This window comes from Pseudoalteromonas sp. SR45-1 (assembly GCF_014163655.1).
Lineage (GTDB): Bacteria > Pseudomonadota > Gammaproteobacteria > Enterobacterales > Alteromonadaceae > Pseudoalteromonas > Pseudoalteromonas distincta.
The window spans coordinates 157,762-178,293 of sequence record NZ_JACJDR010000004.1; the positions used below are offsets into that span (position 1 = coordinate 157,762).

The window sequence follows — 20,532 nt, forward strand, 5'->3', positions numbered from 1 at the left end:
CTAAGGTTTCATTATACACAGCCTATTTACAATGATTTTTAGTAAAAAGGCTGCTGAAATACACTGTTTAATACACTAAAAACGGGATCACACACATGAAAATCAATAAAGCAAAAAGTACATTAGCGTGTGCAATTACTTTAGCGCTTAGCACTCAATGCGCATTTGCAGCAGAGCAAACACAAGAAAAACAGAAAGTTGAGCGCATTGTGGTATCGGGAACACCTACGGGTGTTGGAGTTAGAAAAATTGATGCCAGCTATGCGGTAACTAATATCGATAGTGAACAAATTATTAAACTGTCTCCAAAAAGCACCGCTGACTTGTTTAAAGCAATACCTGGTGTTTGGGTAGAAAGCTCAGGTGGTGAATCGGGCGCTAATGTATTTGTTCGTGGTTTTCCTGGTGGTGGTGATGCCCCATTTTTAACACTCAGTATTGAAGGCTCACCTATTTATCCTGCTTCAACATTGTCATTTTTAGAAAACTCATCAATGTTTCGTGTTGATGAAACCATTGAGACAGTAGAAGCCCTGCGTGGTGGACCTAATCCTGTTTTATCTAACGGACAACCAGGATTAACAACCAATTTTAGATTAAAACGTGGTGGCGAAGAAACAGAAGGCTTATTTAAATACACAACTTCTGATTACGACTTACAGCGAGTTGACGCTGTGATGAGTGGTGAAATTACTAACGATTTATACTTTATGGTTGGCGGTTACGTAAAAAGCTCACCGGGTATTCGTGATGCGGGCTTTACTTCTGAAAAAGGTAGCCAATTTACAATCAACATTACTAAAGATTTAGACAACGGCGAGCTTAACTTTTATACCCGCCAAACAGACGATCACGGTGCATGGTACTTACCAACACCCCTTAATGTTGATGGTATTGACGCAGAATATACGCAACTTGGTACGCTAAATCGTCAAGCAACAATATTTACAGGCCCCGATGCGCAAGCACTTGATATTGACCTAGGTGATGGCCGAGGGTGGGACGGCCATGTTTCGGGCGGTAGTATTAAGCTAGAGCTAAAAGGTGATTGGCATTTTTCAGATCGCTTTAACATTACCAAAGGCGATGCAAATACCTACGGTTTAGTACCTAGTGGCTCAGCAACAACGGTTGGAGCAGTTGCTGATAACGGCCAAACTGCATTTGGAGCAGTTACAAACACTGAATACGCAAGCGATACCCCAGTCCAACAACTTGGTCGATGGGTAGTACTTAAAGAAATCAGCTCATTTACTAATGATTTAGCTTTTTCGAAGAAATTTGGCGACCTATCAACAACCTTTGGATATTACACTGCAAGTACTTCAGCAAAAGATTGGTGGAGCTTAGGTAACACTGCATACCATGTACTTGAATCAGGTGGCGAAGCATTAACCGGTATTGAATGTAATCAAAACACCGATGGTTGTGATTTTAACTACGACATAAGCTCAACAGGTGATGCGCGCACTAACGCGTTTTATGTCACCGGTGAATACAAATTTGCTGATGCGTTTACACTTGATGTTGGCGTACGTCAAGAAAACCACGAAGTAGAATACAGTGTAGATGAGGGCCTTGACGGTATTATTACTAAAACCGTTAGCTATGATGAAAGTAAAACATCGTGGACTACAGGGTTAAACTATTCAATTAATGATGATATGGGTGTGTTTGCCCGTGTTAACCGTGGTTATAAAATGCCTTACTTTGATGACTTTAGAGATAACTTTGATGCTTACGAAGGCGGCGAAAAGCTTATTAAAGAAATTACTCAAGGCGAGCTTGGCTATAAGTTAATTACTGAATCAACCGACTTTTATGCAACCGTATTTGTAAATGAAGTTAAAGGCGACACATTTGTAAGACGACCTGGCGTACCAGCAGAAATTTTAACAAACGAAGCATACGGTATAGAGCTTGATTACAACTTTAATCATGATTCTGGTTTTTCTGTTAATTTAAATACGACATTACAAGATGCTGAAATTACAGAGAGCCCAACAAACGATGGTAACCAGTCGCAGCGCCAACCAAAATGGCAAGTACGTATAACGCCAAGTTACGATTTTGAGCTACAAGGTATGTATGCAACTTTATACGGTACGCTTTCAGCGGTTGATGATCGCTTTGGCAATAACGAAAACACTGTAACACTCGATGGCTACGAAAAAGTTGATTTAGGTTTAATACTAGAACCAATGGAAGGCATCAAGCTTCAAGTAGCAATAGATAACTTAACGGATGAGCAAGGCATTACAGAAGGTGATCCACGTAATGCTGATGCACCAAATGGTCGTTACATTATGCCTCGTACAACGCGCTTTAGTGTAAGTTACGCGTTTTAAATAAAATACAATATAAAGGGAGCATTCGCTCCCTTTCACTTTAATTAACCTAAACAAATGAATTTAAGGGCTAAAGTGAATTACTCAATACTCGCTTTTAATTTATTCAGCGCATCAACCGAAAAACCTCGATCATAAAAATATAAAATTTCGCCGCTGCTATTTATAAGTACCACACGAGAGTTATTTGGGCTTTGATTACCTGTAAACTTTTGAACTGTCTCGCCATCTTTATAAATAGTGATTACCCCACCCCATAATTCTTTAGGGATGCCTTTGCGCATACCGCTGTCTATAAATGTGCTAAACATACGTGGTGCCATGCCGGCAATGGTTGGTAGTTCGTATGTAGGGAGCGTTACGCCCGCCATATCTAAACCAATTAACCAACGGTCTATATCAAACTGGCTGTCTTGCTTATACCCAATGAGCAGTAGTGTTTTATCTGCTTTAAAATCACTTGGTATAGTCACCATAGTTTGCTCTAAGCTTTCGCCACTAATGCTTGGGAACTGCTTACCTGTTAATTGCTGGTTTGGGTACTGTGTTGTACATGCGCTAAGTAGTAAAAGTGCAAAAGCACTTAATATTAATTTGATCATAATAAACCTAATATTTATAAATTTCATACCGATACGTTTAGTATGGCAGCTGAGATCTAAAAATGCTGATTAGTTATATAATTTTTAAATTTAGACGCAGTCATGGGCTTACCGTATTTCCAGCCTTGTCCGTAATGCACACCCGCTGTTTTTAAAATGGCTTCTTGCTCAGTGGTTTCAATACCTTCTGCTACACAGGTATAATTAAACTTATGCACAAGTTCCATAATATTTGGGATCATAGAGGCTTTTAAGCCCTCAGTTGTTATATCTTGAACAAACGTACGATCAATTTTAAGTTGATGAAAGCTCAAATTTTGTAAGTTTCTTAAATTTGAATAACCCGTACCAAAGTCATCTAATGATAAGTTAAATCCCGATTCAACCAAGGTTCTAAAATGAGCATGCGCGATGCTTGTATCAAGGTATTCGTCTTCCGTTATCTCTAAACAAATAATAAAGCGTGAATTGGTAAGCTCTTTAATTTGTGGCAGCAACGACACGTTACCCAGCTCTACATCACACGGAAATATATTAAGCGACACTTTAAAGCCTTCAGGCAATACCTCTATAGAAGTTAACTCTTTGATTGTGGTGGCAATCATGGCCTCAGTAAAAGTCCAGGTTAAATTGTTTTTTCTAATAACCGGAATAAACTCATCTGGAAATAAAACACCGTACTTATCTTCAAAACGTGCAAGTACCTCGCAACCAATCAGCTTGCCACTTTGCAAACAAATAATAGGCTGGTAAGTCCAATAAAATGATCCCTTTTTGAGTCCTTTACGAATACGCTGATTAATAGAGCGACGTGCAGCAATTCTTGCATCAACTATTAACGCACTCGATATTCCCGCTAGACAGGTTAAAATTAACGAAATTATTAATAATAAGTGGTTATTAGAAAAAAACAGACTCCAAGGTAAGTGCACTACCACACAATATTGGCTACTTGCAGAACTGCAAACTAAATTAGTTTCGTAAGGAAAGAAAACATTGTTTTTTACTTGAAGGTAGAGGTCCTCTTTACCTGCTAAATGATGCAAAGTATTTGGTGTTTCATAAACAACTTCCCAATCTGGCACAGTAATGCCAATGTTGGTAAAGGGAGTACTCTGCATAATTAAATTATAGTCCCCTTGTCTGACTATAATTACCTCCATAGGGCGCTCACTAAATAATAATAGATAAAGCTCTGGCTCAAAACGAACCCTCACCTGTTCATCATCTCGAATAAAGTCAGGCTGTTTGTCGTTAATTGGTTTACTTAATAAGCCTGCACCCGTAGTACAAACTAGCTGATTATCTTTAAAAAAACCTATATCAATTACATATTTTGCGTCAAATAAAGCTCGGCGCATCTCAAGAAGAGTTGTGTTGTCACACTGTTTAAACGCAAGCTTATTTAATGGGGTAAGTATTCGACGCCGCTCTGCAATTGCACCTTCTACATGAGTGAGAATATACTCAGCATCTGACTTTGTTTGTGCTGTTAATTGCTGCGCTGCAAAATTGAGTAAAATTATACAGCCAGTTATAAAAACTAACACTCCGGTTAGAACGGCTATAATAGATTTTTGTTGGTACTTTTTCATAGCATCTCGAAGTTGTTAATTTATATCACTACTTTATTAGATGATTGCATAAGTCGCATTAAATTCACACAGATAGATTTAACAATTATTGAGTGAGTTTTGAACCAATTGCGCTATTTTAAAGCCTATTGCCAAATGTTGGATATCATCAAAATGAATCCCATCACCATCTGTTATGTTAATGAACGAGTTAAAATCAATAAAAGCGCACTTATTATTAGCTGCAACGCTTTTAAATGCACTAGAGAGCTTTGTTACTTTTGTATCAGCCTCTTCATAAATACGTGAATACTGCTCGGTAATTCTTATTTTAGGTGGGCTAGCAATAATAATCTTAGGAGATTTTAAAGTACTACCCTGCTGATAATAAATGTGTATTGAGTTAATTAAATCATTCAAGCCATCTGCTATTAAACTAGGTGTTAAATTAAAACGTTTTTTAAGATCGTTTGTACCAAGAGCTATAATAACAAAGTCGAGATCATGCTTATCCAAATAAGGCTTTAAATAGCTAACACCATTAAGCACACCGTCAAACGGGGGATTATGCACTAACGTGCGATTAGGTTGCCCTGCCTCTATTACGTTATAGCCCCACCCTAAGTTTTTATTTAAAAGTGATGTCCAACGGGTATTTTCATCAAAACGTTTACCCGTTACAGGGTTTAAGCCCCATGTATTTGAATCCCCAAAGCAGAGAATATTTTTTATTATTTGAGTCATTAAAATGGATTGAGCGTATAGCCTTGTTGTTGAAGTTGTGCGTGAGCGGTCATAGCCGAAAGCGACATTTTTACACCCTCAATTAAAAGCGCTGGCGTTACTTTAAAGTGAGTAGCAGATTGCCCGCAAACATACACTTTAGTGTTGTTTGCTAGTAGCTGCTCAATTAACGCTCGGTTTTTATTGTCAGCGTTAAAGCGTTTTTTATATTCGCTATTAGCTAACACATCAACACTTGCGCTGCCGTGCACAACTAATGCAAGTTGTATGTTTTCAGGCTTTACGCCATGCGCCACATGCATGTTAATAAAACGCGCTAGCGAATTTATTGAATTATTTTGCGCGCCTTTTTCAGCGCCATCAGCAACATCAAATGCTATTTTAAATACCGTAGCGTCATTAATTTCATCATGCTCGGGTACATTGTAATAATTACCATATCCCTTAATTGGTTGCTCTGTTGCATATATTAAAGGGCTAAAAAGCAGCACTAACAATAGTAAATATTTCATAAAACAATCCTGTGTTTTTTAAGATTATTACTAAACTACCAGAGACAACCAAAAAAGGCTGCAATTTAAGCAACCTTTTGGGTACTTTTATGGCTGTGGTTAATAAACTGCATACCTAAATAACTAAACGTATTTTTAAACTGCTCTACAAAACAGGCGGGGGCTTCACTTGATGACGCATTTGAAAGTACTGAAAAATGCTTACTGCGTAAACTACGAAGCTTAGGTTTTAATGCTTCATCGTCCATATAATCGGTTATTCTATCGATAAATAATTTCATTTGTACCGTGGTGCTGTACCAATAAACAGGAGACGCGAACACCCAGTGATCATATTTTAAAAGTGCTTCAAACACAGCGTAAAAATCATCATTTTTATAGCTTTTGTTATAGCAGTACGGCGCAATTTTATAATCATCTAAGCATATTACACGCACATTATTTTGCTCTGCAAATCCATTAACGTGCGCCTGTGTATTACCATTTTTGCGTGCGCTTGAATAAATAATAACAGTGCTACGCTCAAGTTTTTGTTGCATTTAGTTAGCTCCTTTTTTAATGTTACAAGAAGCTTAAAACCTCAAGTTATATTGAGGTCAATCGGAAATTAAAAATAATGCCAATAGATCAAAAAAAACTAACTGAGGCCAACCTAACCGTGGGTTATGTAGCAAAGCGTAGCGGCGTAAAAGTATCAACCCTGCATTTTTATGAAACCAAAGGACTAATACGTAGCTGGCGAAATGGCGGCAATCAACGCCGCTATAAAAAAGATGTACTGCGCCGTATAGCGGTAATAAAAGCCGCACAAGCAATGGGAATAACACTTGATAAAATTAAACTCACTCTGGCCACATTACCTGATCAGCGCACACCCACGCAAAAAGATTGGGCAGCCCTTTCAAAGCAATGGCAAGCACAGCTGGACGAGCGAATAGCGTATATGCAGCGTTTGCGCGATCGCGTTGATGGATGTATTGGCTGTGGGTGCTTATCTATGAGTAAATGCCCTATTTATAACAAAAACGACCACTTAGGCGAAAACCAAAGTGGTGCTATTTTGTTAGAGCGAGATTGAAGGCTAGATTAGAATTAATCTAAGCCGCTTAGCCCCTCTCTCGCCGCTCGGTATAAAGCGCCTAGGGTTGAGTCGAATACCGATTTTATAAAGCTATATGTAAGCTCCACCGCTTTACTAATTACTTTGCCTGCAAACACTAACATATGTCCTAGTAAACCTAAAGTTTGTGTTGCAAACGAGGCTGACGCTTTAGCTATTTTATCTAAAGTACGCGCCAACATATCGTAAAAAGTGAGCCCAGTACCAATAGCTGCTTGAGCTGCTACTGCACTGTAATAGCCGGCATCTTTTAAAAGTGTGACTAACGCAGCCCCTAGTTTATCAGCCCAGTGGGAAGTAAAAGAGGCTTGATTTCTATCTTCAAATTTTAAACGCACAGGCATGTTTAAAAAGTGATTAGCTTGTATAGTTAAGTTGTTCCAATTATTGCTATTGGCAGTGTTTAAGTAGCCAGGCGTACCATTGAGGGTATGAGCAGCACCTTTTAAACCTTGTCCACTATCTAAACGTATTTCTTGGCCATTGTGCGGAGCATGCGAAAAAGGCCATAAAGGCACTTTAGCCACTGGGTCAGCCCCATGTGTACAGCGATAAATTTTATCGATTCTTGATGTTGCTGCGCGAGAAAAGTTTTCAAGCCCAACACGTGGCGAACCAAACGTATATAATTTTACAGGAAGTGAATACTCAGCTTTGATCCAATCAGCAGAAAGCGTCGCTAACGCACCACCCAAGCTATGGCCAACTAAATGAACGCAACCAGTCACTTTATCTTGAATATTCGCTGCTATAAACTCTTGCAGCGCAGGCTTCATACTGTAAAAGGTCTTATTAAATCCAGCATGCACCATACTGCCATTTGAGCCTCCACTTAAACCAAAATGGCCATCAGTTAAGCCATCTCTTAGCGAGTTAGTACCTCGAATTGTTATAACTGAATCCCCCTGATAATCGCCAAGCCCATGCCCTACTAAAGCAAAACCCGTACTTAAATTAAATAAATGGGAGAAAAAACCTCCCGTTACACCTTGTACTGCGCCAGGGTTAACTGAAAAGTTAAAATTGTCGCGCAAAGATGCATGAAGTGAACGATGAAGTAAATTAGTGGTTTTAATGCTTTTTGCTTTATAAGCAAGGTTAGCTAATTGTACGGCTTGAGTGGGTGTCAAAGTATTCATATAAGTTCCCTTTAAATTAATAGTTAAAGTTTACATGATGTGTAAATCGCAAAAGCGTGGCTGGTATCTTCTTTAATTGGAATATCGTATGTTTGCGGCTCTTGGCCAATATCACACTTCAAGTGTGCAAGAAGCTCTTTAAGTGTGTCACTTTTTTCATGAATTGAAACAAGCGTGTACCATAAAACAATTCCTTCTGGCGTGCCGTTTTCTAAATAAATATGCTGAACCAACGAGTCGTTATCAAACATATTAGAGGGCTTACCTGTTTTTATTGTTTTTTCTGTAAAAGTAAAATAACCGTGTTCGTCTGTTTTGGTTTCGTCAACGTATTCATCGCCATAGGTGAGTGAGCGCATTACTTTAGTGTTTGCAACTGGCTGCCCATTATCTAATAACTGCCCCTTTACTGGAGCCGATAAATAAAATTCTTGTTTATTAAAAAAGCCAAACATATCCGCACAAGCCTGTGATGTAGTAAAAAAAACAACGGCAATAGAGACTATTACCAACACAAAAATTTTTAAACGCGATAAAAACAAAGCAAACACTCTCCCAAGACCTAGCTATAAGCTACTTAATGTTTATGGCCAATTAATTACACCAACCATATTTATATTAAAAAAAAGTAGGGGAACATACTAATTAGGTACAATTATACTGCATGTTTTTTAATCAAAAAACAATCCTAATTTAATTATAAAATAGCGTATATATTAATTTACCAATACTACTAAAAGCGATACCGCCCACAAGCAAAAAACCATATATAAAACTAATAGCACCAGCTGAAGGATCGCTCTTTTTATCAATTTCTATACATGCCGTGCACACAACAAAAAATATAAAAAAGTTAGCGATAACGCCTAAAATAAAAGCATGCCCAAATAACGGTGATACACCTGCCAAAACTGCGCCCAATATTAAGAGCGAGCCTGAAAATGAATGTTTATTAAACCGGCTCTCAATCATTTTTATAACTAATGTTGCTAACATAAAGAGTAAAAAGTATAGCGTTGGCCAAAACTGATAATACAAATAGCCCCAGTTTAAAAGCTCACCTGTAGATGATGAATAAGTTTGCTCACCTATGACAGGCGCTGAAGCATTCGCGGCATTTTCGCTAAAAAAATATCCTAACCCACCAATAATTAATTTTATAATCCCAAAAAATAAAAAACTGGCAATAGTAAACCCGATAGCGTCATCTCTTGTTAATCGCTTTTTAGCTTTGCTTTTTACAATAATGGCAAGCATTAAACCTAACAGGCATACACTTCCTAAATAAAGTACCGCTTGCCAAAAGTTATCAGAATAAAATACGGCTAAACCAGGCGCTATAAATAGATACATAGCATCTTCGTTATCTAATGAACGGCTTGGAGTACTCCGATCTGACTCTTTAAAAAGAGCTAAATATAAAAATAAAGGCTGTAAAAACAGCATTAAAATACTCGTGGTGATAAGGCTCATAGATCATCCTTGATGAGAAAAAATTAATGCAGCACTAGTGCTGCATTAATATTAAAAATTGAGTGTGTAATTATGATGGGTGTTATAGGTTTATTTTTTGAAAATACGTTTTAAGTTTTAAAAGTCCCGACTCAAGTTCAAATTTTTGTATTTTAGGGTTCTTGAATTTAAACCCATTAGAAATATGGGTATTAATCATCGTCGCCATACCCTCAAACCCAGCTGGCGCTGTGGCAACTAAATCGCTCAACAAAGGGTTTATAAGCACTTGATGCTCTTCTATTAAAGCTGGGTCTTCATATATATCGTAAACAAGGTTAGTTAGTGTTTGTTGGCTTTGTTGTTCCATATCATTTCTATAGCGCCTTAGCTTAGGCGTTCATAGCTCCTTTGTGTATCAGTTTGAATTCAATGATTTATTTTAATTGAGCTTTCTCTTTTGCTAACTGTAATAGACTAACAGCTTGCTCTTTGTCATAAGCTAAAGCGCTGTGTTCAATAACATATTGTGCATGCTCTTTTACTGCAAGCCAATTATGCTGCGATTTATATAAACTTGCTAACTCAAAATGCGCCGTTGTAACTAATGAATTTGGCAATTCTGCATCTAATGCTAAAAATTCTTTGTGAAGGGAAATTGCATTATTAATATCTTGCCCTACAAACATGCCGCTTCCATATAACCAAGCTAATGTTGAATAAGCTTCTATCTCTTTTGCCGCAACCCGCTTTTTGGCTTCCTCTAATAATCGAGTCCCATCCCCAGTGTGAAGGCTTAAAGTAATCAATGCTTTCCAGTATCCCATGGAATAAGCTTTTTCACACCACTCTTCAAGATACTCTGGCGCGTTAATTAAGCTTTTATGACATTGCTGTGCGGCGGTTATTACAGTTAAATCTGGGTCATTTATATCTATAGTATTATCCCATCGAGGACCTGCGGCATAAATGGAAGGCGCCATCATAATCAACAATAATAATATTTTATCCATAAAATCACTTCCCTAAAGATTGTTCTGGAAGATGGACAGTATAAGAAGGTACTGGTGAAGGTAAAAATGCACCTTTCCTATAGAAATAAGTCTCTCTAAGCGGCTTTTTTAAGTCGCCTTCACCTTCACAAACTCCACTATCTTTGCAGGTCATCCCACCAATATAGTCAATTATACTTATTCCACTGATTTTTAAATTAAGTAAAATAGAATCAACACCTACATGCCTATTACCAGCATTAAATGCATGATACCGATGCATAAATGCAACAATACGGGAGCCTTTTTCAATTTTAAGAGTACTGCTTAGTATACTCGCCCACATTTGATTTCTTTGAATATGTGAATCAGTACATAAACCACCATCAGCGTCCTCCCAACTGCACCTACCATCAATTTTATCCATCACCTCAACAGGCATATCTAACGGAATAATTTTCATACCTAGAGAGTTAGCAGCTTTAACTAGTTCACCATAACCTGTGCTAGCAGCACCATTCCAATACCAATTTTCTCGAAAATGTTTGTAAATCACATCAAAACCTTTACCAGTACGTTGATAAAAATCTATTTTTTCTTTTATCTTTATAGGTAACATTTCCATCGCAAAATGAGTGAAACCCGCAGCTTTAAGTTGTTTTAGAGCCTTTATAGCCTCATATTTATAAGATACAGGGCTATGACTGGATTCTGCGATAATTACCAAACGAGCATTACCGGCCATTGTTCTATAATTTACATCCGTGTTTATTTTATTCACTGTATTTCCTTATGTTTAATATTCTTAATAATATTCAAAAACCCAAGCTAGTCACACCAAACTGCTGGCGTGCGTGCTAGTTTAAGGGAATCTCTATTTTCATTTATCCAAGCATCAATAACAGGTGTAGGTTTAAACTCTGAGCCCGTACCAGGCCAATAATAGGACCCGCTTAAATTCTTACAAAGTGCTAAGTAAATAGGTGCCGAGTTAAACATTACATCTTCGCCACTCTCAACAAACATCTCATAAGAGATTTGTTTATGAATTAACCCTTTATAGGTTGTAATTATATCAGCAATAAAAACATGCCTTTGGAAACCATCGGCCTGTTGGAAAGATTCTATTTTAATAATTTTTACTTTAGCTAAATAGTCAGCACTATTAACCGCTTTTCTAAAACCATCAAGCTCTAATAAATCAGTATGTTGAGCATTAGTACAAAAACTAAAGCTTAATAAAATAGTATGCGCGATCAGCGCTTTTAATTGGCTAAAAATCATCAATAGAAGCTAATTTACTAATAGCAGTACTGTCACAAGTCCAGTATTTCTTTATATCATTCTTTTGTAGTGTGACTGTTTTTTCCTTTGTTACTGTATCAAACTCTTCGCTATAGTAATCACTCACTATAACTTCACTTTTTCCTTCACTAAAAGCCAAACTGTACTCAGTAACTAAAGAGCGATGATAGCTCGATTTTTCTACCGCTTTAAAGTCTGCTGAATCAATAACTGTGACTGCATTTATAATGAATTTATCTAAGTGAAATTTATTCCCTACTTTGTTAATAACCAGCTCAATAGGTGTAGGTACATCCGCATTACATTTAAATATAACTTGCGTAGCACCTTGAGCTTCATTACACGGTGCAATAAAAAACAAGGCTGTAATCAGAAAAAACTTACCAAGGTTACTTTTTATCATACTTTTTAAATACCCTTGATAGTTCGATATTATAGTTATTTAGTAAATACATTACTTAATGCCTAACTGATACACCTGATAAATCAAAGTTGTAAAGTGTAACTGAATCAATTGAGTGCTCTTCAACTAGCTTAGTATTCTTTACGCTAATAACACCTTCATCAATACTAATATTGCTTACATTACTACTTAAAGTAAAATTAGGGAGTGCGTATAACTCTGATTTGATGACTTGATATCCCTTTAGTACTTGCAATTTGTTACCTGCATAAAACTTTATTAATGCATAATAATTTTTGTCTTTTTCGAGCAGTGTTATTTCTGGCGTGTGACCTTTTAGTCGAGTGGCAATAAAAGGGCTCCCTTCACTAAAAGACAAAATGTAGGTATCCCTTGTAGGTAAGCAAACACCTGACTTATCTTTGTGGAGTAATTTAACTTGCTCAAACTTTAATGACTGCAATAACCCTGTTTTGTCATCAACTTTTATGGGCTTAGTTACTTTTATATTTAAGCATTCTGACGCGAAAGCGGTATGACTTACCGCAAGTAATAAAACACAGATTAAAGCTTGTGTAAGCGAGATAAGCCTTTGTAATATATTTAGCACGTTTTGTACCGCTTCTACATCAGTTAAACTATTAAAGCCACTCAATCCAACCGATTGTACTATTCTTACTAATGACATCGAAAAGTCCACTTTTAACGTTATCTCTTTTAGATGCAATTTGTCAGCGGTAACTGAACACCCATCATTAAAGGTGGGTGTCTTTATTATTTAAATTTTTATACATAAAATATGAGAAACTAAAATACTTTTAACTTAGTTTTGAAATTTCTATAAATATCCATTTATAAAACCCTAAATCATCTTCCTCAGAGTTTTGATAAGGCATAACAGCAAAGTCATAATTAAGGACAAATATTAATTCTTCTATACTGTATATGCTTTCCGCTTTATTTTTATAGGTTTGCTTGACCTCTTCCCATAAGCGCATTGCATTATCGGAGTATTTATCTTGCCAGTGCTCTTTCAATAATGCTGAGTTATTATGTTTTAAAGTAAATGCAGAAACATCTGCTCTCGTTAATGTATCTACATCTGGAAGCACTAATAGCGTTTTTGCCCAATATCTAGGGTAACTTTCAGGCAAGCCTTCCCATGACTTTATTTGATTTATAACGTCTATATCAAGATCATCATATTCTTGACTATCGATATCAAGTGACTTGTACCACGCGAAATCTTCATCATATTTAAAATCAATTGAGAAGTCGCCATCCGATGTTATTTCAAAACGCGCTTTATTCCAAGGAACATCATCTTTGTCCTTTTGCATAATCGTATAAAGAGCATAAAATGCCTTATTACACATTGAATTCTTATAGACACCATTAATAACATCTAAATCAAAATCAAAAGTCTGTTGAGCATACGTGTATTTAGAATCAATCGATATTGAGACATTTAATCGGTGTAAATTCACCTCTAAGTATGCTTTGTCCCATTTTACAGGTAAGTGTTCAAACATACTCTGTCCAATGTGGTTATATATTTCATCTATACTATTAAACAAATGAATTCCTTAATTATCAAAGTTTTGAGGTTGTTGTCTTACCCCATCTACAATTGAGGTTGCACGTAATGACTTTGGTGTAGCGTCATCACCATCGTATTCTGCTAATATTTCTATTTCAACTTCGTTGTCTTTATCCAACTCTTTAGCCCAGTTCTTTTCCATCTCTCGCCATTCGCCGTAACGATTTTGGTCTTTTAGTTGAGGTACCAAGTTTATTTTTTCTGCTGGACCTTGAAATAAGGTACCAATTAAATGGCCGCCATCATAGTTAGGATTATCCCCACCATAACTACTTTGTTTAGAGCTGCGGTGTTTCCTATCTCTTTCTTTTTGCTTTTCAATGGCTGACTTTACAAGCTTTCCTGTGACTCTTATTGTACGTCCTTGCTCATCTGTTTCATAAGTATAAGTTGCAGGTTGACCATTATGGATAGAAGTAACTTCATATATAGTATTAGGCTTAGGATTTTCAAGCTCTTCCGCCCAACTGCCTCTACCTCTAGGTTTGTCTGATGCACTTCCAGCCAAAATTTTTACAATTGGCTTATCTACTTTTTCATTCTCAGCTTCTGGCTTTTTAAAGTTGAATTTTTTAGGTTTTTCTGGCTCTTTCGGTTTTTCTGGTTGATTATTTGTAACTACAATATAACCTCCAGATTTTTTACCTAAAACAGATCCATTAAACCTAAAATCGGATAGCACTTTTGCATCAGGATTTTTATCTAACAACTCACCTACAGTTGCTTGTTTTAGCTCTACATCATCATCAAAATACCCTTGCTTCTGCCTCAGCTTTGTTAGCTCGTCAAGGTTTGGTTCCGAAGCCGCAAATAAAGCTTGATAGTAATCAGGCTTTAAACCATATTCCATAGCCTTTGAAACGTCAAAAAACGGTGATTCATGCGGTGTCATCGGCGTACTTTCTAGAGGACTTTCGAATCTGACTAATTTAGTATCACGCGATATATGTTCAACTATTTTACCAGACGCGCCTATTACAGGAACTAAATTGTCCGTAGGAGATCCTTCCTTACAACTCAACCCAAACGGGTCCACCCAATTAACTGGGTTCGGCGCATATTGATAGTGGTTTATCCCACCCACAAGCCCTATTGGATCTTGGTTTATAAAGCGCTGTTGTTTGGGGCTGTAGTAGCGATAACGGTTATAATGCAGGCCACTCTCTTCATCTAAATATTGCCCTTGAAAGCGGATTGGCTGAGTGAAGCTGCTTTCTTTATTAAAATTAGACTCAGCTTCTGGCTCCTCATAACCATACACATCGGCTTGGTTTTCCCATACGACTTCTGCTTTGTTATTAGTAACAAAACGCGGGGTGTTAAGTTGGTCTAGGTGGTAGTAATACACCTCACCTTGTTTAATCAGCGCAACTGGGTGAAATTGATTCGGCAGGTTGATATACCAGGTATATTCACCGTGTTGGCATTCGCCAATTAACTGGTCGTTATCCCAAATGTAGTCAATTTTACCGTGCTCAGTGTGCTTGGCGATACGACGACCTAGTGGGTCGTAGTCGTATTGGGTAAGCGTGCCGTTGTTGTTAAAACAGCTTAACTGATTAAACGCGTTGTATTCACGACGGGTTTTAATGCCTTTGCCGGTTTCGCGTATTTGGTTACCGAACTCATCGTAGTAAAAGTCGCTGTCGCCAAAGTGTGTTAGGCGGTCGGCGTCGGTGGCACTGTTTATTGTGGTGTTGTTAGTGCCTTCATTGTTTATTACTGAGTCAGCATTACTACTACTTTCACTATTATTTGGCGCTAACTCTTTGTATTCGCTATGCGTGGCGCGTGTTAAATCAATAGAAGAGCTGGCTGTATGCTCATTACTGGCAGCCTTATGTTTTGCACCTTGGTTGCCGCTAGCTATATCGCTAGCTTCTTTATCACACGTGCTTGTATCTTTAGTGTCTGCATCGCTTGTGTTTGATTTAACTGTTTGGCTTTGTGGGTTACCAAAGCTATCCCACTGGTAGTATGTGGTTGTATCAGCACGTGAGCCTGCCAATTTTTGTTGTATTAACTGGCCGAGGCTGTTGTATTCAAAATTGATATTTTGGCTGCTTACGCCTTCGTTTTTACGGGCTATAAGCTGATTGATGCTGTCGTAGTTGTACGTACAGGTATCAAATAATGCTTGTGCTGGGTGCGTGAGCTGTTGCTGCGTTAAACGGTTAAATACATCAAACTGTTGAGTAAGGGTTATGCTGTTACCAAACTGTTGGGTTTGAATATTACCTTGGCTGTCGTAGCTTAATGTTACAAGCGGCTTTGCAAGTTCTACCTCTTTGCTGTTGGTTTGCTGTAAGTTAATACCGCTTAGCTGGCCAAACTGGTTGTAGCTGTATTTAAGCGTGGTTGAGTCTGGCAGCGTAAGGGTTTGTCTTCTGCCGTATTCGTCGTAGCTGTACTTTAAGGTATGCGCTTGTTGCTGGTTATTAACTTGCTCAGCACACAGTAGCCTACCGCCTTTATCAAAGCGTTGTTTAAGTGTTGATTGCGCGTTATGTGCACGCGCAATTTTACCTTGCTTTGTGTAGCTGTAGTAATTGGCGTTATTAATGATATGTGAGTCGCTTGCAAGGCTTGCATGCTGCGCAGTTACACGGCCTAGGCTGTCGCGCTCTATTTTTACGTGGCGTTTGTTGCTTTGCGTTACTGAAGTTAAGCGGTTACAGGCATCGTATTTATATTGCTGTAGCGTGCCATCAAACCCGGTTATTTGTGTTGGGTTTTCGTTCGCGTCGTAACTTATGCGGTATACGTGACCGTCGCTTCGCTCGATGGCTGTTAAGTTCCGCTCTTTGTCGTACGTTAAATGCAGGGCGCTGCCATCGGGCTGAATAACACAATGCGGTTGGCTTAGCCCTTCAAAGTGTTGCTCTGTGGTGTCGCCTTTGCTGTTTTGCGAGCTAATTAATCGCCCTGCTTCGTCGTAGCTAAAGTATTGATGCTGCTTATTTTCAGGCTTGTTTTCATCAAAGGCAACTGTTTGTGTAAGCTGGCCGTGCTCATTGTATTTATATTGGGTGAGTAAGCCTGCGTTATTCAGTGTGGCATTTACGCGGCCTAGGCTGTCGTAGCTGTAACGTATTAACTCATCGTTAAGATGCTTTGCTAAAAGCTCGCCTTGCTCGTTCCAAATAAACTTGGTGATTTGACCATTTTTATTAATATGCTGGGTTAACTGGCCGAGCTTATCGTAGCTGTATAACGTGGTGCGGCCATCACCAAAGGTTTCGCTTTGTAATAAGCCAGCCACACTGTATTTACGCGTAATGGTTTGGCCATCAGGTAAGGTAGTTAATACACGCTGCCCAAGTTGGTTGTAAGCAAAGTGGGTTTGGCTACCATCTGGCTGCGTTATTGTTTCTAATTGGCCATAAGGTGTATAGCTATAGCCCGTTGTACTGTTATCGGGCTTTATTTCACTGAGCTTTTGGCCTTGCGCATTGTATGTATATTGCCAAACGTTGCCGTTAGGGTCGGTATGTTTTACCAATTTACCTTGTGCGTTATGTACAAAGTGCTCTTTGTGGCCTCGAGAGTCTATACAGGTTGTTTCACCGCGCTCAAGGTTGTATTCAAACTGGTAGGTATAGGTATTGTTATCGCCCCACTGCTTTATACATTTAGCGCTGGGTGAATAGCTATCCCACTCAAAATGATGGCTAAAGCCACTGGCTCGGGTACGCTTTGTTAATAAATAAGCGGCGTTGTAGGCGTAGCGCTCAGTTTCGTTTTGCTGATTAGTAGACTGAACAAGGTTTTTGTTTTCGTCGTACTCATAGCTTGCAAGCAATGGCGATAGCAATTGCTGTTTGTTGTTATTATCGGTGCAGTACGCTGCTATTTTGCTTAATAAACCTAGCGCGTTGTAGCTAATAACACAGCCACGTACTTTGTTTACTTCTATACGGTGTAGGCGCTCTTTCGCATCGTAATAAAACGCGATGCTTTGGCCTTTTTCGTTAATTATTTTTTCAAGCAACCATGCGCTTTCGCCTGGTTTAAAGGTAAGGTGTTGGTCGTCTGGCGTTACAAGTACTTGCTTACCATTTGTTTGGTAATGTAGCGCAAGGTTACTACTTAACTGATAGCTCGATTGGCCAGGTTTTACCTTTTCAAATTTATGTTTAGCGCCATGCTCGTCTTGGTACTCTAACCAGTAGGTGCCTTTTTGCTTAGGGCCCACTTTTGGCGGCGGCAAGTAATGCTCAGTAAGGCTTGCCATAAAGTCATGGCGCCATCCATTACCCATTGTTGTGCATACATCAGCATGAGATGAGCGATACAAACGTCGCCACACTAATTGGCGGCTGCCCGCCAATGTAAAGTCGATAAGCGGGAGGATTTCTTCGCCCGACAGCATTGATACCGGATCTGAACGGCACTCTTGATTTGTAATGGGCTCTTCGCTTGCGGTGTTATTAATCGCACCACCAGTGTTTTTTACAGGTGCTTGTGATGCACTTTTCCCCGATGCTGTTGAGCTTGATTTTTTGCTCGACTTTTTGCCAGCTGCTCCGCTATTGGTGTTATCACTAACTTGAATAGATGACTTTGCTTTTTGGTGATAACACGTTACAGCGCCAGCTATTAAAGCTTGGGTAAGTGCACTTGCGGTTTCGCGGGCAGAGGCGCTGCGTGGGCAGCTAACGCCTGCGCTATTTAATAAGTTAATTACGTCGAGGCGTTTGGCAGCATCGCCAGTTAGCGCACCACCAATTTCAGCTATTTGCTGTTTAGCACTTTGTGCCGTGTTTGCTACTGCAGGTGCATAGCCAGAGGGCGTTTGGCCTTTACCAGCAACGAGGCAAATGGGGTAACTTGATCCTTGTAAAACAACTGTATTACTTTGCATTAGTTGTGTACTTCCTCACTTATCCATAAGTATGATGCTGCGGCCTGGTATTTTGATTGTTCTTGAGAAATCACTAACGCATGTTTAAAGTGATTTACAATAGCCGGGCTTGAGGTCAATTGATATAAATTGACGAGTCCTTCAAGCGCACCAATTTTACCTAATTTGTAATTAGGTAATTCATAATGTGTATGCTCACTAATTAAATTACTGAGCAATTGTAAATTTGTTAACCACACATCGCTTTCGTGGTTTACGCCATTACCTGGCGCACATATAAAATCTATTTGTTTTTTACTATTAAGCGCAATGTTAGAAAAAATCCCACTTAATTGGTTATGCTTTATAAAATCTACAGATGGAGCCAGTTCGTGGCTTTGTTGCATCCAACCAGTTTTAACCGCTGTAACAGTTGCAAGTGCACCACCAACACCTTGATAAGTATATTCACCGTTTATATTTGCTTTGTGTGTAGCGTCTACTGCAAGTACGTTAACCTTTTTCCACTGATTTTTTTGCACAAGTTCAATCATTGCATTAGCGCCTGTAGCACCATAAAACAAAATATGACTTACATGCTGTGGAAATAACTGTTTTAAACTATTTGCCAAAAGTTGCTTAAGCTCGCCTTGGTATTCAAGCGCAGGAAGCAACCAAACCAAAGGCGCTTGTAGGTCTTCAACTTTTGCAAATAATTCTTTTGCTTTTAATATGCAATCGTAAATGCATGCATTCCACGATTGCCATTCTTTAAACTCATTTGATGCAGACTCTTCGCCGTATAAAAGCTCATCTATGTCTTGAGAAAATGGCGCTAAAAAACACTCCATATTAATATTAAAAGCACTCACAACACGGCCTCCGCAGCTAACTTTTTAGCAGTAGCGTGTTGGTAGTAGTTATATAAGTTAAATACAGCTTGGCTATAGCTATCCATAGCAGACATTTCTATAGCATTTAACTTAGTATTTAGCGCTTTACCTGCTATTAAGCGCGAAGATGAAAGCTCGCCCTCAAACTTTGGCCAGTTAGTGTGTAACTGACGCTTAAATTCACTACACGATAACTCATCACCTTGCCATGCTTGCAGTTGTGTTTCAAAGCTCACTAATAAATCAAGCTTATCGCCGAGCAAGCGCCTTATTAAAGCAATAATGGTATGTGGTTCTTCAACTTTATTTAAAAAAGTATTAGCTAATGGAATTAATTTTGCAAAGCTACTTTGCAGTAATACCTGCATGGTTTGGTCAACCGTTAAAGTGTTGCTTGCATGGTTGCCAACTACATTCACCTGTTCCCAACTGAGTGATAATAAAAAAAGCGACATTAACGGAGAATTAATAAGCCCAGCATTGCATAAGTGTTTAAACGTATTTATTACTTCGGTATTTTTGGCTTGGCTACTTATTAATAAATTTTGCTCCAACGCTGGCTGTAAATGCTCAAGTGACTCTTTGTCAGTGGTTAATGCAAAGCACAAAGTTTTTAAGTCAATATAAGCGATTAAATTCAAGCTGTGCTGTTGTAATAACACTTTATAAATAATTAATTTAGTTAGGCTATGTAAGGTGGGCTCATTCATTAAAGCGTTAATAAACGCTAGATTAATGTTTTGAGGCAAATTAGCCATAACTTCAATACATGCTTGTGCTGTGAAATCAATGTTGGTGTCACTTTGTAAAAAAGCAATTAATTGTGCTAAATCTGGCTGGCTGAATTTTTGTGTTACGTTATTTTTTTTAGCCGTTAACCAACAAGCTTCTAGTAACTTTGTTTTGAGCGTTTTTATAAAACCTACGCATGTAAAAGGGCAATATTGTGCTTCACTAATTGCTAGCAGTTGCGCTTTATGATTACTTAGGTATGTAGATAGCAAG

20 protein-coding genes are annotated in these 20,532 nt (G+C 38.4%); 2 read left to right on the top strand and 18 right to left on the bottom strand.

Annotated elements, in window-relative coordinates; genetic code table 11:
• Positions 1–95 precede the first annotated feature (95 nt).
• Positions 96–2,348: a TonB-dependent receptor gene (locus tag H5089_RS06190; RefSeq protein WP_182711759.1), complete on the top strand. Its 2,253-nt coding sequence runs from the start codon at positions 96–98 to the stop codon at positions 2,346–2,348.
• 80 nt (positions 2,349–2,428) lie between these two features.
• On the opposite strand, the gene H5089_RS06195 is transcribed toward H5089_RS06190, so the two are convergent.
• The 5 genes from H5089_RS06195 to H5089_RS06215 all read right to left on the bottom strand — a co-directional run bounded on the left by H5089_RS06195 (position 2,429) and on the right by H5089_RS06215 (position 6,319).
• Positions 2,429–2,950 (bottom strand): hypothetical protein, encoded by a 522-nt coding sequence (locus H5089_RS06195; protein WP_182711760.1) that lies wholly within the window; start codon positions 2,948–2,950, stop codon positions 2,429–2,431.
• Between the two features lie 56 nt (positions 2,951–3,006).
• On the bottom strand, positions 3,007–4,545 hold the full coding sequence (locus H5089_RS06200; RefSeq protein ID WP_182711761.1) for an EAL domain-containing protein: 1,539 nt from the start codon (positions 4,543–4,545) through the stop codon (positions 3,007–3,009).
• Between the two features lie 78 nt (positions 4,546–4,623).
• Positions 4,624–5,259 (bottom strand): SGNH/GDSL hydrolase family protein, encoded by a 636-nt coding sequence (locus H5089_RS06205; protein ID WP_182711801.1) that lies wholly within the window; start codon positions 5,257–5,259, stop codon positions 4,624–4,626.
• An 8-nt stretch (positions 5,260–5,267) separates the two neighbouring features.
• Positions 5,268–5,780 (bottom strand): DsrE family protein, encoded by a 513-nt coding sequence (locus H5089_RS06210; protein ID WP_182671945.1) that lies wholly within the window; start codon positions 5,778–5,780, stop codon positions 5,268–5,270.
• Positions 5,781–5,845: 65 nt separating this feature from the next.
• Positions 5,846–6,319 carry a flavodoxin family protein gene (locus tag H5089_RS06215; RefSeq protein ID WP_182711762.1) on the bottom strand — a complete coding sequence of 158 codons (474 nt, stop codon included), beginning with the start codon at positions 6,317–6,319 and terminating at the stop codon, positions 5,846–5,848.
• Positions 6,320–6,396: 77 nt separating this feature from the next.
• On the opposite strand from H5089_RS06215, the gene soxR reads away from it, so the two are divergent.
• Positions 6,397–6,858, top strand: coding sequence for a redox-sensitive transcriptional activator SoxR (gene soxR / locus H5089_RS06220; RefSeq protein ID WP_182674959.1), 462 nt, complete (start codon positions 6,397–6,399; stop codon positions 6,856–6,858).
• A 14-nt stretch (positions 6,859–6,872) separates the two neighbouring features.
• Here soxR and H5089_RS06225 read toward each other — a convergent pair whose 3' ends face one another.
• From H5089_RS06225 to H5089_RS06285, 13 genes are all read right to left on the bottom strand, one after another.
• On the bottom strand, positions 6,873–8,039 hold the full coding sequence (locus H5089_RS06225) for a lipase family protein (RefSeq protein WP_182711763.1): 1,167 nt from the start codon (positions 8,037–8,039) through the stop codon (positions 6,873–6,875).
• A gap of 23 nt (positions 8,040–8,062) precedes the next feature.
• A complete protein-coding gene (locus H5089_RS06230) occupies positions 8,063–8,494 on the bottom strand; it encodes a DUF6795 domain-containing protein (protein ID WP_259396052.1) in 432 nt (143 codons plus the stop codon).
• A gap of 238 nt (positions 8,495–8,732) precedes the next feature.
• Entirely contained in the window at positions 8,733–9,512 is a 780-nt protein-coding gene (locus tag H5089_RS06235) for a hypothetical protein (RefSeq protein WP_182711764.1), read from the bottom strand.
• 82 nt (positions 9,513–9,594) lie between these two features.
• Positions 9,595–9,861 (bottom strand): hypothetical protein, encoded by a 267-nt coding sequence (locus H5089_RS06240; protein ID WP_076924322.1) that lies wholly within the window; start codon positions 9,859–9,861, stop codon positions 9,595–9,597.
• A gap of 67 nt (positions 9,862–9,928) precedes the next feature.
• Positions 9,929–10,504, bottom strand: a complete 576-nt coding sequence (locus H5089_RS06245; protein WP_182695336.1) for a hypothetical protein — start codon at positions 10,502–10,504, stop codon at positions 9,929–9,931.
• Positions 10,505–10,508: 4 nt separating this feature from the next.
• The gene (locus H5089_RS06250) at positions 10,509–11,264 is read right to left on the bottom strand and encodes a hypothetical protein (protein WP_182711765.1); all 756 of its coding nucleotides are present in this window, start codon (positions 11,262–11,264) and stop codon (positions 10,509–10,511) included.
• Between the two features lie 47 nt (positions 11,265–11,311).
• Positions 11,312–11,767 (bottom strand): hypothetical protein, encoded by a 456-nt coding sequence (locus H5089_RS06255; protein ID WP_182711766.1) that lies wholly within the window; start codon positions 11,765–11,767, stop codon positions 11,312–11,314.
• Positions 11,757–12,191, bottom strand: coding sequence for a hypothetical protein (locus H5089_RS06260; protein WP_182711767.1), 435 nt, complete (start codon positions 12,189–12,191; stop codon positions 11,757–11,759). Before H5089_RS06260 ends, H5089_RS06255 begins: the two co-directional genes overlap by 11 nt.
• A gap of 55 nt (positions 12,192–12,246) precedes the next feature.
• The gene (locus tag H5089_RS06265) at positions 12,247–12,879 is read right to left on the bottom strand and encodes a hypothetical protein (protein WP_182711768.1); all 633 of its coding nucleotides are present in this window, start codon (positions 12,877–12,879) and stop codon (positions 12,247–12,249) included.
• 130 nt (positions 12,880–13,009) lie between these two features.
• A complete protein-coding gene (locus H5089_RS06270) occupies positions 13,010–13,768 on the bottom strand; it encodes an immunity protein YezG family protein (RefSeq protein ID WP_259396053.1) in 759 nt (252 codons plus the stop codon).
• A gap of 9 nt (positions 13,769–13,777) precedes the next feature.
• The gene (locus H5089_RS06275; protein ID WP_182711770.1) at positions 13,778–18,655 is read right to left on the bottom strand and encodes a DNA/RNA non-specific endonuclease; all 4,878 of its coding nucleotides are present in this window, start codon (positions 18,653–18,655) and stop codon (positions 13,778–13,780) included.
• A complete protein-coding gene (locus H5089_RS06280; RefSeq protein WP_182711771.1) occupies positions 18,655–19,506 on the bottom strand; it encodes a hypothetical protein in 852 nt (283 codons plus the stop codon). The genes H5089_RS06275 and H5089_RS06280 overlap by 1 nt, the downstream gene beginning before the upstream one ends.
• Positions 19,503–20,531 (bottom strand): hypothetical protein, encoded by a 1,029-nt coding sequence (locus tag H5089_RS06285; protein ID WP_182711772.1) that lies wholly within the window; start codon positions 20,529–20,531, stop codon positions 19,503–19,505. Before H5089_RS06285 ends, H5089_RS06280 begins: the two co-directional genes overlap by 4 nt.
• Between the last annotated feature and the right edge of the window lies 1 nt (position 20,532).